General features: G+C 74.4%; 12 protein-coding genes and 1 riboswitch. Of the genes, 7 read left to right on the top strand and 5 right to left on the bottom strand.

Going from position 1 to position 14,541, the window contains the following annotated elements; all coding sequences use genetic code 11:
• Nucleotides 1–5: 5 nt before the first annotated feature.
• Both FHU28_RS32790 and FHU28_RS21810 read right to left on the bottom strand, forming a co-directional pair.
• Nucleotides 6–131, bottom strand: a complete 126-nt coding sequence (locus FHU28_RS32790) for a hypothetical protein (protein WP_255358569.1) — start codon at nt 129–131, stop codon at nt 6–8.
• Between the two features lie 33 nt (nt 132–164).
• A riboswitch (SAM riboswitch) is annotated at nt 165–275 on the bottom strand.
• Between the two features lie 69 nt (nt 276–344).
• The gene (locus FHU28_RS21810) at nt 345–1,820 is read right to left on the bottom strand and encodes an NAD(P)/FAD-dependent oxidoreductase (protein WP_184686350.1); all 1,476 of its coding nucleotides are present in this window, start codon (nt 1,818–1,820) and stop codon (nt 345–347) included.
• A 337-nt stretch (nt 1,821–2,157) separates the two neighbouring features.
• Here FHU28_RS21810 and FHU28_RS21805 point away from each other — a divergent pair, with 337 nt between their 5' ends.
• The 3 genes from FHU28_RS21805 to FHU28_RS21795 all read left to right on the top strand — a co-directional run bounded on the left by FHU28_RS21805 (nt 2,158) and on the right by FHU28_RS21795 (nt 4,517).
• Nucleotides 2,158–3,438, top strand: coding sequence for a hypothetical protein (locus FHU28_RS21805; RefSeq protein WP_184686349.1), 1,281 nt, complete (start codon nt 2,158–2,160; stop codon nt 3,436–3,438).
• Between the two features lie 94 nt (nt 3,439–3,532).
• Complete coding sequence (locus FHU28_RS21800; protein WP_184686348.1) at nt 3,533–3,985, top strand: EVE domain-containing protein; 453 nt, start codon at nt 3,533–3,535, stop codon at nt 3,983–3,985.
• A 79-nt stretch (nt 3,986–4,064) separates the two neighbouring features.
• Nucleotides 4,065–4,517 (top strand): DUF4383 domain-containing protein, encoded by a 453-nt coding sequence (locus tag FHU28_RS21795; protein WP_151499938.1) that lies wholly within the window; start codon nt 4,065–4,067, stop codon nt 4,515–4,517.
• A gap of 115 nt (nt 4,518–4,632) precedes the next feature.
• Here FHU28_RS21795 and FHU28_RS21790 read toward each other — a convergent pair whose 3' ends face one another.
• Together FHU28_RS21790 and FHU28_RS21785 are read right to left on the bottom strand one after the other, a co-directional pair.
• A complete protein-coding gene (locus FHU28_RS21790) occupies nt 4,633–7,158 on the bottom strand; it encodes a hypothetical protein (protein ID WP_184686347.1) in 2,526 nt (841 codons plus the stop codon).
• A complete protein-coding gene (locus tag FHU28_RS21785; protein ID WP_184686346.1) occupies nt 7,155–8,489 on the bottom strand; it encodes an SWIM zinc finger family protein in 1,335 nt (444 codons plus the stop codon). Before FHU28_RS21785 ends, FHU28_RS21790 begins: the two co-directional genes overlap by 4 nt.
• A gap of 59 nt (nt 8,490–8,548) precedes the next feature.
• Between FHU28_RS21785 and FHU28_RS21780 the strand changes: the two genes are divergently transcribed.
• Complete coding sequence (locus tag FHU28_RS21780; RefSeq protein ID WP_184686345.1) at nt 8,549–9,091, top strand: GNAT family N-acetyltransferase; 543 nt, start codon at nt 8,549–8,551, stop codon at nt 9,089–9,091.
• 38 nt (nt 9,092–9,129) lie between these two features.
• On the top strand, nt 9,130–9,540 hold the full coding sequence (locus tag FHU28_RS21775; RefSeq protein ID WP_184686344.1) for a type II toxin-antitoxin system Phd/YefM family antitoxin: 411 nt from the start codon (nt 9,130–9,132) through the stop codon (nt 9,538–9,540).
• Nucleotides 9,541–9,586: 46 nt separating this feature from the next.
• Here FHU28_RS21775 and pgi read toward each other — a convergent pair whose 3' ends face one another.
• Nucleotides 9,587–11,221 (bottom strand): glucose-6-phosphate isomerase, encoded by a 1,635-nt coding sequence (pgi, locus tag FHU28_RS21770; RefSeq protein WP_184689774.1) that lies wholly within the window; start codon nt 11,219–11,221, stop codon nt 9,587–9,589.
• Nucleotides 11,222–11,468: 247 nt separating this feature from the next.
• Here pgi and FHU28_RS21765 point away from each other — a divergent pair, with 247 nt between their 5' ends.
• Together FHU28_RS21765 and FHU28_RS21760 are read left to right on the top strand one after the other, a co-directional pair.
• A complete protein-coding gene (locus tag FHU28_RS21765; protein ID WP_184686343.1) occupies nt 11,469–13,409 on the top strand; it encodes an ABC transporter ATP-binding protein in 1,941 nt (646 codons plus the stop codon).
• A gap of 77 nt (nt 13,410–13,486) precedes the next feature.
• Nucleotides 13,487–14,536, top strand: a complete 1,050-nt coding sequence (locus FHU28_RS21760) for an aldo/keto reductase (protein WP_184686342.1) — start codon at nt 13,487–13,489, stop codon at nt 14,534–14,536.
• Nucleotides 14,537–14,541 lie beyond the last annotated feature (5 nt).

Below are 14,541 nucleotides of genomic sequence, written 5' to 3'. Positions count from 1 at the left end.
CTAGCTCAGCGCGCGAGGCGACAGGCGTCGCTGCACACCCGCATCAGGTCGACGTGGCGGCGCTTGACCAGCGCGAAGCGGGCCGGGTACGCGGCGACGTCGCCGGAGGGGGTGGAAGGTGGTACGGACATCGGTCTCCCTGGTCTGGTGCTGACCTGGGTGCCAGGCCACGCTTGCACCGGCGGCTGCCGGTGCCTGGTCTTCACCCGGGGCACCCCACCGCGGAGGAGGGTTGCCGGCCAGCGAGCCGGGGCTTGACGCTGGCGCTCATGACCTGCCCAGAAGGCTAGCAGCACCGCCGTGGCGGTCGTCCAGCGGTTATGACCACCCTCACGCCCAGCGCCTTACCGCCGGGCCGGGACGACCGGCGCGTCCCGGCCGGTGCCGTGCCGCGACGGGCTGCGCTGCTCGTGGTAGTCCTGCTCCACGTTGACGGTCCAGACGTCGTGCTCCGCGCCGTGCGCGATGTTCTCGGCGGTCAGCATCGCCGTCAGCATCGAGTGGTCGGCGTTGTTGTACCGGTGCATGCCGTTGCGCCCGACCGGGTGCACGTTCGGCACGTTCGCGGCCAGCCAGCCCCGGATCACGTCGACGTTGCGCTGGTACCGCTCGTCGTAGACCGGGTACGCCTTCGGCATCCGGACCACGTAACCGGCCTCCACGCAGCCAGGCTTCACCAGGCCCAGCCGCTCCAGCTCGGCGGTGGCGAACGCGACCAGGTCGGCGTCCGGCGTCCGCCACATCTCGTCGCCCTCGAACACGAAGTACTCCAGCCCCAGGCAGGTCCGCCCGTCCTTGACCAGGTACGGCGACCAGGAGCCGAAGTTCTGGATCCGGCCCACCCGCGCCGCCGGGTCGTGCACGTAGATCCAGTTGTCCGGGAACGAGAACTCCGCCGGCACCACGAGCGCGACGGTCAGGAAGTCCCGGTACCGCAGGTCGTCGGCGGCGGCCCGCACCTCGGGCGGCGCCTCCGGGCGCATCGCCCGCACCAGCGCCGAGATCGGCATCGAGGAGATCACATGACCTGCGGGCTCGGTCCGCTCGCCGTCCGCGTCGACGAGCGTCACGGCTGTCGCCCGCCGGGCCGCCGGGTCCCGCCGCACCTCGGTCACCCAGGCGCCGGTGCGTACCGTGCCGCCGCGCCGGCCGACCTCCTCGGCGCAGCGCTCCCACATCATCCCGGGGCCGTGCTTCGGGTACTGGAACTCCTCGATCAGGCTGGTCACGTCCGTGCGGTCGCGCCGGGGCAGCAGCGCGTTGCGCATCGCGGTCGCCAGCGACAGGTTCTTGATCCGCTGGGCCGCCCAGTCGGCCTGCAACTGGTCCGCCGGCATCCCCCAGACCTTCTCCGTGTACGTCTTGAAGAAGATCGAGTAGAGCCGCCAGCCGAACCGGGCCGACACCCACCCCTCGAAGTGCGACTGGTCCTTAGGCGGGCGCAGCCGGGCCCGGCCGTACGAGGCCAGACAGCGCGCCGCCTCCAGCAGGCCGAGGTTGCGCAGCGCATTGCCGGCGCTGAGCGGATAGTCGAACAGCGCCCCGCGGTAGTAGATGCGGCTCATCCGCGGCCGGAGCAGGAAGTCCTCGTCCGGCAGGATCTCGTGCCAGAAGTCCTCGACCCGGGACACCTTGGTGAAGAAGCGGTGCCCGCCGATGTCGAAGCGCCAGCCGTCGCGCTCCACGGTCCGGCTGATCCCGCCCACCACGTCGTCGGCCTCGTAGACCCGGACCGGCTCGCCGTGCCGCAGCAGCTCGTACGCGGCGGTCAACCCGGCCGGCCCCGCCCCGATGATCACGGTTCCGTCGCCGTCACCCATGCCGTCCGCGCCCCCCGCCGCCAGCTTCCCGATGCGGCACGGCGCATACCCGTCCTGCCGGCGTCCTCACCTGCGCGCCCGCACCGACCCACCGCCCGCCCCCTCTCACCGCCCGCCCCACCCCGTCCCGCCCTCCGCCCCCGGCCCGGCCCTGTCGATCATGAAGTTGACGGCGATCGGTGTCCGATTTGTCGCCGCCAACCTCATGATCGACGCGGGCACGGGCGGGCCGGACGGGTGTGGGTGGGCCGGACGGGTGTGGGTGGGGCCGGATGGGGAATGCGGGCCGGGTTTCCCGGCCGGGCACGTCGGCCAGGGGCGGACCGGTGGGAGCGCGATGGCGGAGGAGCGGCGGGTCGATCCCGGCGGCGCGGCCGAACCCGACCGCGCGGCCGGCCCTGCCGACGGGGCGCGCTCCGGGCGTACCCGGTGGTGGTCGCGCAGGACTCCGGTCGTCCGCCGGCTGCCCGAGCCGTGGGGATTCGTGTTCGCCGTCTTCGTCGGCTCGAAGCTCGTGCTCAGCCTGCTCGGCGTGCTGGTGCTGGCCGCCTGGGACGGAGTGCCCGGCGCGCCGCCGCCCGGCGAGACCGGGATGCGGGAGCAGCAGGACGCGATCTCGTCGCACCGCTGGTTCTCGCTCTGGTTCGCCTGGGACTCGTTCCTCTATGAGCACCTGGCCCGGCTGCCGCTGGACCGGCCGTGGCCGGACTTCGGCTTCCCGCTGCTCTATCCGTTCCTGGCCCGGCCGCTCGCGCCGCTGCTCGGCGGGCACACCGCCTGGGCTCTGCTGCTGGTCAGCAACGTGGCGCTGCTGTTCCAGCTCTACTTCGCGTACCGGCTGGGGGGCCGGCTGCTCGGCGGCGCGGGACCGGCCGACGGCCGGCGAGCGGTCCGGTACCTGCTGCTCCTGCCGACGGCGTTCCTGTTCCAGGCGGCGCTCACCGAGTCGCTGTTCGTCTGTCTGGCGCTGGCCACCTTCTGGTACGCCGAACGACGCCGCTGGCTGGTCGTCGGCGTGGTCGGCTACTTCCTGGCGATGAGCCGCTCGGTCGGCTTCCTCGTGGTGGCGCCGCTGGCGCTGGTGCTGCTGCGCCAGCACGGCTGGCGGGCCGGCCCCCGCGCGTGGCCGCGCCTGCTGCGCGAGGGGTGGCCGCTGGTGCTGGTCCCGGCGGGCTGGCTGACGTTCATGGCGTTCTGCCGCTGGCAGAGCGGGGACTGGTTCGCCTACCAGCACACGCAGGAGACCGGCTGGGGGATCCGGTTGCAGAACCCGGTCGCGACGGCGGTGTCCGCGCTGACCGGCGGCAACTCGGCCGACGCGCTGCGGGTCTGGATCGCGGTGGCGATACTGGTGGTGGCGGTCGTCGGGCTGCGCCGCCGGGCCGACTGGCCGTACCTGGTCTACACGCTCGTCGTGGTGCTGGTGCCGCTGTCGATGGGGCCGCCGGTGTACAAGAGCCTCCTGCGCTACCTGCTCGCCGCGTTCCCGGTCGCGTTCGTGCTGGCCCGCTGGGCCCGCCGGCCCGGTCTCGACGGCTGGCTCACCGCCGCGCTGGCGCTGCTGCAGGGCGCGTTGTTCGCGGTGTGGCTCACCTACTGGACCCACCTGATCATCTGACCGCCCCGCCCCGCCCCGCCCCGCCCCGCCCCGGCCCGGCCCGCCCCGCCGCCGTCGTCCGGCGCCACGCCCGGGCGGACCGCAGAATGGGCGGATGAGCGACCGGCGGGTGACAGTCGACGACCTCGGCGCCTGGCTGATCAAGGGCAACGCGGACGCGGTGGACCTGGCGGCCCGCTTCGCCGCCGACCCGCGAGTCACCGGCTGGTGCGTGCGCCCCGGCTACCGGGTACGCCTGATGCGCGCCGGCCAGCCGGTGGTGTTCTGGGCCAGCGGCAGCAAAGGCCGGGCGCCGTACGGCGTCTGGGGCGTCGGGCGGATCGCCGCTGCGCCGCAGCCGGGCGCGCCGGGCGAGGCGTGGACCGCGCCGCTGGACCTGACGATCCTGGACGAGCCGCTGCGGGTACGCCGCGAGGTGCTGCGCGCCGACCCGCGGCTGGCCGGTGCCGAGGTGCTCCGGCAGCCGCAGGCGGCGAATCCCTCGTACCTGACAGTGGCGCAGTTCGAGGCGCTGCGCGGATACCTGCCCGCCCGGCTGAACCGCTGATCTCGATCCGGGGATCCGGACGGATTCCGCTCGCCGGCCGCCGTCAGCGCGGAAGACTTCGCCAACGGAGGTGTCAGTCATGGCCGGTTCTTCCCGCGTCGCCCGTACCGCCCCCGCGTCCCCGGTACGCCGGGCCGCCCAGGTGGTCGGCATCGTCTTCCTGGTGGTGGGCGTGCTGGGGTTCATCCCCGGCATCACCACGAACTACGACACGATGATGTTCGCCGGGCACGAGTCCCGGGCGAAGCTGCTGGGCCTTTTCCAGGTGTCGGTCCTGCACAACATCGTGCACCTGCTCTTCGGCGTCGCCGGGCTGGCGCTGTCCCGGACGGTCTCCGGCGCCCGGGCGTACCTGATCGGCGGCGGCGCCATCTACCTGGTGCTCTGGCTCTACGGCCTGGTGATCGACCACGACAGCGGCGCCAACTTCGTGCCGCTCAACGGCGCCGACAACTGGCTGCACCTGTTCCTCGGCGTCGGCATGATCGCCCTCGGGGTGGCGCTCACCCGCCGCCCGGCGCGCCGCGCCTGACAACCCGCCCCGGCGCGCCGCGCCTGACAGCCGGGCTGGGGTGCCGTGCCTGACGGCCGGGCCGGCGCACGTCCGCACGCCGGCCCGCAGCCCGCCTGGGTGGCGAGGCGCCGGTTCAGACGGCCAGGACGCCGGCGAGCCGGCGGGCCTCGGCGACCAGCCGGCTGCCGCCGCCCCGGGCCACCACGTCGGCCAGTCCGGGCACCTCGATCCGGATCCCCGTCGCGGTCGCCGCCTCCGCCGCCAGCGCGAGCAGGTCCGGCGTGCCCCGGGGTGGCGTCGGCCCGGCCAGCAGCGGCGGCAACGCCGCGGCGAGCAGCCGCCAGACGCTCAGCCGGGCGCCCGCCGCCAGCGCGTCCCGCAGCGGCGTGACGGCCCGGGTGAGGATCACCTGTCCCTGCGCTCCGATCTCGCCCAGGTGCCCGCCGACCGCCGGGGCGTCCAGGTCACCGGCGGCGGCCAGCAGCAGTAGGGCGTCGAGCGCGGCGACCCGGTCCGCCTCGTGCCGGGCACACAGCCCGTACGCCACGGCCAGGTCCAGCGCCGGCCCGCCCGCGCCTGTGCACTCGGCGAGCGCCAGCAGCACCGGCCCTCGTCCGCCGAGATCCTCCTGTGCGGCCATGGCCAGTTCGGGGAGTACCTGGGCGGCGACCACGCCCCGGTGCCCGGGCAGCACGGCCGGCCACAGGTCGCCGGCACCGAACATCCGGGTGCCGATCGTCGGGGGCGTCAGGGTGATCAGGCCGAACCGGTCGTCCACGTCGGCCGACGGGGTGAGCGCGACCAGCCGGCGTCGTTCCGGCAGCGAGTCGTAGATCCAGTCGTGTCCGCGGGACCGTTCCCGCCGGCCCACCGTCACCACCTCCTGCGCCGGCACCGGCACGATCTCGCCGCGCAGCCAGGCCGCCAGTTCGATCCCGGCCGTCGTGCCGAGCGCTTCCGCGCGTGCCGCCAGCGGCTCGTCGACGTCGGCCGGCAGGCGCAGGAACGCCTGCCCGCAGTCCCACTGCCAGTACGGCCGGGCGCCGAGCGCCGCCAGCCGCTCGTAGAGCACCTGCGGCTCGATCGCCCCGGTGGCCGAGGTGGGCGCGGACAACAGCCCGGGATCGTCGTGACCATCCAGCCGCTGCCCGGCCTCGGCCAGGCGCAGGCGGTAGAGCCACATCGGTGCGGGACGCCCGGATGCCGCCTCGGCGGACCGGGACGTCGCCAGCACCGAGGCCCAGTGGTCCCGGCGGCGCGTGGCGTCCCCGATCCCGGCGGCGGCCAGCAGCAACCCGTTCACCTGCGCAGCGGGGAGGAACCGGGCCCAGGTCTGGTGGTACTCGGTCACCTGCGCTCGGCGCAGCACCGGGCCCAGCGCCGCCGCGACCCGGTCGCGCTCGCGGGTGCCCAGCCGCACCAGGCCGTCCACGACCCGTTCGAGAACCGCTGTCGGCCACTGCCCGCGCAGGGCCGCGGCGACCTCCTCCACCAGTTCGTCCACGTCGTCGATAGGCGGCGGCGCGGCCGCTGCCGGCAGTGGTGGCGGCAGGTCGTCGCGGGCCTCGACCACTGTGGCCACGGCCACCGGCCGGTGACCGTGGCGCTGCGCCAGCGTCAGCGCGCGCTCGCGCAGGCCGGCGTCCGGGTGGTCGGCCGCCACGGCGAGCACCGCGCCGATCTCCGCGGCCTGATCCGGGTGCTGCCGGGCCAGCCGGTCGAGCCAGGACACCTGCGCCCGGACCAGCGCCTTCTCCGGCCGGGCCAGGACCGTCCGGGCGGCCTCCCACAACGCCTCCGGCTCGGCGGCGTCGCCGGCCTCCCGGAGCGTCCGCTGCGCGGCGCGGGCCACCGGTCCCGGCCCGTCGGTGAGCAGCCGCAGATAGGCGTTCGACCGCACCGCCACCTCGTCCGGGGCCGGCGCGAGCAGGTCGTGCAGCGCCAGGAACGGGCGCAGCGCGCCCGGCCGGTCGCCGCGCAGCAGCCGGCCGAGCACGCCGTTGAGCAGGACCGCCCGGTCGAGCCGGCCCTCCGCCGCCAGCGCCGCCAGCGCCCGGGGCAGCGCATGCGAGTCCGTGCCCGCGCCGTCGCCGCGGGCCAGTTCGGTACCCACGCTGTCCACCTCGAACAGGCGCGGCAGCAGCGCGTCAAGGAACGGGTCCGCGCGTAGCCGGTCCACGGTCGGCAGGCGCGTCCCGCGCGGGGCCGGCCAGCCCTGCGCCGCGGCCCAGCCACGCACGAAGTCGTCCCCGGTCGGCGGCGGCGCCTTCTCCGCCAGCAGGAGACCGGCGACGAACCGCCAGCCCGCGACCATCCGGTCCCGGGGCAGCCGGTCGGCCAGCTTGTACGCCACGTCGGCCAGCCAGGTCACCCCGCGTTCCCGGGCGACGTCGACCACCGGCGCGGCGTCGACGCCGCTCAGCCAGACCGAGCGGCGGCCGAGCAGCGCGGCCACCTTCGTCGGCGTGCTCAGCGTCCCCACCGCGGCCACCGCCAGCGTCGCCGCCTCGCCCTGCCACCACCAGGCGTCCCGCCTGCGGCGCACCTCGGCGACCAGTTCGTCGCCGAGCGCCCGCCGGGCCGGCTCGTCCAACCCGGCCAGGGCCGACCGGACCTCGGACATCCCGCCGCTGATCACCGCCTCGACGAAGCCGGTCACGACAGCGCCTCCACCGGCGCCGCGACCATCGACACGGCCAGCGCGTGCCGGCACGGCCCTCGCTGCCCGCGGTGCCGCGCCCACCAGCGGCAGGTGCAGGAGTACGCGCCGTCCGGGTGGCGGCGTACCCGGTAGACCTCGGCGTCGGTGCGTACCGTCGCGTCCTCGCCGTCGCGCTCGACGGCGCCGCGCTCGACCAGCGCCCGCGCCCCGAGCAGGCGCGGGTTGTCCCGTTCCGCGCGGCCCGCGTCGTAGGGCATCACCCGGTGGAAGTACGCCCCGTCCGCCACGTCGTACCCGACCCGCCCGGCGGTGCCCAGCTGGGCGAGCGCGGCACGCACCCGCTCGTCGGGCAGCGCGGCGGCGTCGGCCAGCGCGGCCACGTCGATCGTCGGATCCCAGTTGAGCAGCGCGCCCACCAGTTCCGCGTCGTCGACCACGTCGTCACCGGCGAGCGCCGCCAGCGCCGCGCCCTCACCGGAGAACCCCCGATACGGCTCGGGGGACAGCGTCAGCGACACCCGCAGCGCCCCGGTGTCCAGCTCCCACGTGCTCGGCACGGCGGGGGAGCCGGTCCGCGCCGCCGGGCCGTACACCCGCAGCGTGCGCGCGTGCCGCAGCACGCCGCGCAGCGCCGCGAGCCGGCCCGCGCCGGCCAGGCAGACCGCGCCCGGCGCCGGGCGGGAGGTCAGCCGCAGCGTACGCCCGGCGGGCACCGCCCACAGCACGCTGCGGTCGTTCGCGGCGGGCAGCCGGCGCAGGAACGCCGCCGCCTCCGTCGCCGGGATCTCGGCGCGTGGCTCGAAGCCGGCGGTGAGCACGTGCACCTCGGCGAAGCCGCGCAGCCAGCGGCCGGGCAGCGGCACCTTCCGCTCGACCACGCAGCCGTCCATGGTGGAGACCGTCAGGTCGTCCGGGCCGACCGCCACGTGCAGCGGCTCGATGCCGCCCACCCGGGCCAGCGCCTCCCGCAGCGGCGGGTTCACGTCCACGTTCGTGGTGCCGTGGCCGCTGATCTCCCCGTCCAGCCCGGCCGGCAGCACGTCCATCCGCGCGTACACCCCGCAGCAGCCGGAGAACGACTCGAACCGCAGGCGGCCCCGGCTGCCGGTCACCACCGGATCCAGGCTGGCCGGGTTGACCGGCTGGTGGTAGCGGGTGCGGGCCACCTCGGCGACGGCGAGCAGCCCGGCCGCCGCCGCGGCCGGGGCGGTGAGGAACCCGGCGAAGAAGCGCGGGTTGGCCGCCGGGCCGCCGCAGGTCTGCAGATCGAGACCGGCGGTGCGCAGCGCGGACGGCTGGAGGTATCGGTACGTCTGAACGGCGTTCACGGCGCAGACCGTAGAGGGACCGACCGACAAAAGCGCGACGGTCCTGCTAGCTTCCTCGGATGTTCGCCCACGCCCTCACCGACGACGCCGAGCTGCGTCCACTGTCGCCCTGGCACGCCGACGAGTTCCTGGCCAACCTCGACCGCTGCCGCGAGCACATCTCGCCGTGGGTCGGCGCGTCCTTCGTCGCCACCGACGCCGAGTCGGCCCGCAAGGTACTGCAGGCGTACGCCGACCGGTGGGCCCGCGACGACGGCGGCCTCTGGGGCATCTGGCAGCGCGGCACGCTCGTCGGCGGCGTGCTGTTCGTGTCGCTGAGCACCGCGCGCGGGGTGTGCGAGGCGGGCTGCTGGCTGGAACCGGGCGCCGAGGGGCAGGGCCTGGTCACCCGCGCCGCCCGCTTCGTCATCGACTGGGCGGTGCGGGAGCGTGGCATCCACCGCGTCGAGTGGGTCACGAAGGCCGGCAACGACCGCAGCATCGCCGTCGCCCGGCGGCTCGGCATGAGCCGCGACGGCGTCCTGCGCGGGGCCGCCGCGACGCCGGAGGGCCGCGCCGACATGGAGGTCTGGTCGGTGCTGGCGCCGGAGTGGACGGCCTGACCGCTGAAACTGTCGTACCCGGACGTGAACATGTGTCCATGGCTGTCCCCGCACTGGCCGACCGGTCCCCGCAGCCGCGCGCCCTGCCGCTGCGCGAGGTCCGCACCCGGCTCACCCAGCTCGTCTCCCTGGCCGAGCTGACCGACACCGTCACCCTCGTCACCCGCGACGGCGATCCCCGCCCGATCGCCGCGATCGTGCCCGCGCCGGCCGCCCGCACCGGGGCCCAGGCGCGCGCCGACGCCGACCGCGTGGCCGCGATCAGCGCCGGCTGGGCCCGTCGCCTGGAGGAGCTGCACCAGCAGTCCGGCCGGCGGCACGCCGCCGAGCTGCGGGCGCTCGCCGACGCGCTGGCCGAGGCGTGGGCCGAGCTGGACCGCCGTGCCCCGGCCGGTGACCCGGGGCTGATCCGGCTGCGCGCCGCGCACGCCGACCTGCTGCGCCGCTGACCCGTGGCGTCCCGCCCGGTACGCGCGGGACGCCACGGGCACGCGGTCAGCTCCGGCCGCGCTCGGCCCGGTAGCGGCGGATCAGCTCGGCGGTCGAGGTGTCCACGTCGGCCAGGTCCGGGTCCGGCCCGGTGAGCTTCGGCGCGAGCTCGTTGGCCATCACCTTGCCCAGCTCCACACCCCACTGGTCGAAGGCGTTGATGTCCCAGATCGCGGCCTCGGTGAACGTGATGTGCTCGTAGAGCGCGACCAGCTGGCCCAGCGTCGACGGAGTGAGCTTCGGCGCCAGGATCGACGTGGTCGGGTGGTTGCCCGCCATCACCCGGTGCGCCACCACCTCGGGCGCGGTGCCCTCGGCCTCCACCTGCTCCCGGGTCCGCCCGAACGCCAGCGCGGCGGTCTGGGCGAAGAAGTTCGACATGAACAGGTCGTGCATGTCGCCCAGGTCGTGGTTGGGCCGGCTGAACGCGATGAAGTCCGCCGGGACCAGCCGGGTGCCCTGGTGGATGAGCTGGTAGAAGGCGTGCTGGCCGTTGGTGCCCGGCTCACCCCAGAAGATCTCCCCGGTCGGGTACGTCACCGGCGAGCCGTCGACGCGTACCGACTTGCCGTTGCTCTCCATGGTGAGCTGCTGCAGGTAGGCGGGGAACCGGTGCAGGTACTGCGAGTAGGGCAGCACCGCGTGGGTCTCCGCGCCGAGGAAGTCGGTGTACCAGACGTTGAGCAGGCCGAGCAGCGCCGGCACGTTGCGCTCCACCGGGGCGGACCGGAAGTGCTCGTCGACAGCGTGGTAGCCGGCCAGCATCTCGCGGAAGCGGTCCGGCCCGATCGCCAGCATCACCGACAGGCCGACCGCCGACGGCAGCGAGTAGCGTCCGCCCACCCAGTCCCAGAAGCCGAACATGTTCTCCGGGTCGATGCCGAAGTCCCGGACCCGCTGCTCGTTGGTGCTGACCGCGACGAAGTGCCGGGCCACCGCGTCGTCGTCCGCGTCCAGCCCGGCGAGCAGCCAGCGCCGCGCCTGGTCGGCGTTGGCGAGCGTCTCCTGGGTGGAGAACGTCTTGGAGACCACCACGAACAGCGTGCTCGCCGGGTCCAGGTCGGCGGTCTTGTCGTGGATGTCGGTCGGGTCGATGTTGGATACGAACCGGCAGCTGATGCCAGCGTCCCGGTACGCCTTCAGCGCCTCGTACGCCATCACCGGCCCGAGGTCCGACCCGCCGATGCCGATGTTCACCACAGTGGTGATCCGCTCGCCGGTGTGGCCCCGCCACGAGCCGGAGCGCACCCGCTGCGCGAACGCCGACATGCGGTCCAGCACGGCGTGCACGTCGGCGACCACGTCCTGGCCGTCCACGGTGAGCGAGGCGTCCGCGGGCAGGCGCAGCGCGGTGTGCAGCACGGCCCGGTCCTCGGTGACGTTGATGTGCTGCCCGGCGAACATGGCCGCGATCCGGTCGGCCAGCCCGACCCGCTCGGCGAGCGCGCCCAGCAGCGCGATCGTCTCGTCGGTGACCAGGTTCTTGCTGTAGTCCACGTGCAGGTCGGCGACCTCACCGGTGAGCCGCTCACCCCGCTGCCCGTCGGCGGCGAACAGGTCACGCAGGTGCGTGCCGCGCATCGCCTCGGCGTGCTTGCGCAGCGCCTGCCATTCGTCCGTGGTGGTGACGTCCACAGCCATCGGGTCGATCTTCTCCTTCACGACGGGTGGTCGGCCGGCCTGCGCCGGCGAACCCCACAAGCCTGCCACCCGGACCGGCCGCGCGCGACGCGACCCGGCGGCGACCACCGTGCGGGCGGTTCTTTCCGTCCGCCGCCCTCGGACACGCCGTTGGGACGTCTGTACGACACGCCGGTCACGCAATGACATCCTTCGATAGCGGACCGTAGTATCCAGCGTTGCTGCCCGAACGCGTCGAGGGGGTGCCATGGCCGGGGTGATCCGTCCTCGTCCGCCGTCCGACCCGGAGGAGCCGGCAGGGGAGACGACCCTGCCCGAGCTCGTCGATCCGCACTGGATGCACCGGGCCACCGAACTTGCCCACACCGGGTTCTGGTCGGTGGCGCGCCGGTTGCCCGCGCTGATCCGCGAGGCCATCAGCCTCGCCTGGGCGACCAGCCGCCGCGACACCGCCGCCTCGCTGGGCCTCAACGTCGCCGCCGGTGTCCTCACCACGCTGGGCCTGCTCGCCACCACCGGGGTACTCCACCAGTTGTTCGCGGCGGGCCCGACACCGGACCGGATCCGGGCCGCGCTGCCCGCCCTGGCGGTGGCGGCGGCCGCCGTGGCCGGGCGGGGAGCGCTGACCATCGCCGCCGGATGGGCGCAGGCCCGGCTCGTACCGCGGATCAACTTCACGGTGGAGCGGCGGCTGTTCGAGACGACGTCCGCTGTGGAACTGGCGGCCTTCGACGACGCCGGCTTCGCCGAGGAGATGGACCGCGCCCGCGACCGAGGGCTTGCCGAGGCGGGCTCCCTGGTCAACGACACGGTCAACCTGGTCACCGGTGTGGTCGGCGTGATCGCCACGGCTACCGCGGTGACGATCATCCACCCGCTGCTGCTGCCCTGCCTGGTCGTCGCCGCCGCGCCGGAGGCGGTGACCGCGGTACGGATGGCCCGCCGACAGCACGTCGACTGGCTCGCCCGGATCACCCGGCGGCGACGCAAGTGGATGCTCGGCGACCTGATGGCCAACCGGCACACCGCGGCCGAGATCCGCGCGTACCAGATGCGCGACTTCCTGCTCTCCGAATACCACCTCATGACGCGCCTGGAGACCCGTGCTGAGCTGCGCCTGGCCCGCGCGCAGACGGTCACCCGGGCGATCGGCCTGTCCATCACCGGCGTCGCCACGTTCGGCCTCTACGTGGTGCTGGGCGCGCTGCTGGTCGGCGGCGTGGTGGCGCTGGCGGCGGCGGCCACCGCGCTGCTCGCGCTCCAGTCCGCGCGGACGAGCCTGCGTACGGCGATCTTCGCCACCAACTCGCTCTACGAGGACGCCCTCTACTACCAGGACTACCGCGACTTCCTCGACCGGGCCACCCGGCGGATCCCGGCCGGCGGTCACCTCCCGGTCGACGGGTTCACGCGGATCGACGTCGAGCGGGTCAGCCTGCGCTACCCGGACACCGACACGGCGGCGGTCGACGAGGTCAGCCTGACGGTCCGGCGCGGCGAGGTGGTCGCGCTGGTGGGGGAGAACGGCTCCGGCAAGACCACGCTCGCGAAGCTGATCGCCGGCCTCTACCGCCCCACCGGCGGCACGATCCGCTGGGACGGCGTGGACGCCGCCGAACTGGACCCACGGCAGACCGCCGCGCAGGTCGCGGTGATGAGCCAGGACTGGTGGAAGTTCCCGTTCACCGCCCGGCAGAACATCCGCGTCGGCCGCCACGACCGCGCCGACGGGCCCGGCCCCAGCGTGGAGACCGCCGCCCGGGACGCCGCCGCCCACGACATGATCAGCGAGCTGCCGTTCGGGTACGAGACACTGCTGGACCGGCAGTTCAAGAACGGTCAGGACCTGTCCGGCGGGCAGTGGCAGCGGCTGGTGGCCGCGCGCGGCCTCTACCGTGACGCCCGGCTGCTGATCTGCGACGAACCGTCCGCCGCCCTGGACGCGCGTGCCGAGCACGCCCTCTTCCAGCACCTTCGGCGGCACCCGGACCGGGCCGTCGTGCTGATCACCCACCGGCTGGCGAACGTGCGGCACGCCGACCGGATCTTCGTGATGGACCACGGCCGGCTCGTGCAGTCAGGCGACCACGACACGTTGATGGCCGAGGGCGGGCTCTACCGGGAGCTGTTCGAATTGCAGGCGGCCGGTTACCTCGCCGGCAGCGCGGAACCCGCCGCCGACGGTTGACCTCCAGCACACTCGAACTCCTAACGTGGGCGCACCGGCCGCCGCCCGGTCAGCGCGGCGTCACCCACGGAGTTCACATGCGCTATCGCGTCCTCGGCGGCACCGGCATCGAGGTCAGCATCCACTGCCTCGGCACCATGATGTTCGGCGCCGTCGGCAACCCCGACCACGACGACTGCGCCCGGATCGTGCACGCGGCACTCGATCGCGGGATCAACTTCGTGGACACCGCCGACATGTACTCGGCCGGCGAGTCCGAGGAGATCGTCGGCAAGGCCCTGCGCGGCCGGCGCGACGACGTCGTGCTCGCCACGAAGGTGCACTTCCCGATGGGTGAGGGACCCAACCGGGGCGGCAACTCGCGCCGCTGGATCGTCCGGGCGGTCGAGGACAGCCTGCGCCGGCTCGGCACCGACTGGATCGACCTCTACCAGGTGCACCGCCCCGACCACACCACCGACGTCGAGGAGACGCTCGGGGCGCTCACCGACCTGGTCCGGGCCGGGAAGATCCGCACGTTCGGGTGCTCGACCTTCCCGGCCGAGGAGATCGTGGAGTCGCACCACGTCGCCGAGCGGCGTGCGCTGGGCCGATTCCGCACCGAGCAGCCGCCGTACTCGATCCTGGCACGCGGCATCGAGACGTCGGTGCTGCCGGTCTGCCGCCGCTACCGGATGGGCGTGCTGGTGTGGAGCCCGCTGGCCTCCGGGTTCCTGTCCGGCCGGTACCGGCAGGGGCGGCCCGTCGACCTGGGTGCCGGCCGCCCGGCGCTCACCCCGGCCCGGTTCGACCCGGCGCTGCCGGGCAACACCGCCAAGTACGCCGCCGTCGAGGAACTGGTCGCGCTCGCCGACGAGGTGGGCTGCACGCTGCCGCAGCTCGCCGTGGCGTTCACCGCCGTGCACCCGGCGGTCACCTCGACCATCATCGGACCGCGCACGATGGACCAGTTGGACGCGCTGCTCGCCGGGGCGGAGCTGACGCTCGACGACGCGGTGCTGGACCGCATCGACGAGATCGTCCCGCCCGGCACGAACCTCTACCAGCCCGACGGCGCCTGGTCCCCGCCCACCCTGACCGACCCGTCCCACCGACGCCGCACTCTCCCAGCCCGCGCCGCCGCCTGACCCGT

Origin of the sequence: Micromonospora echinospora, assembly GCF_014203425.1 — a bacterium.
Taxonomy (GTDB): Bacteria; Actinomycetota; Actinomycetes; order Mycobacteriales; family Micromonosporaceae; genus Micromonospora; species Micromonospora echinospora_A.
The sequence above is the reverse complement of the archived record's forward strand: the minus strand, read 5'-3'. Positions and strand labels throughout refer to the sequence as shown.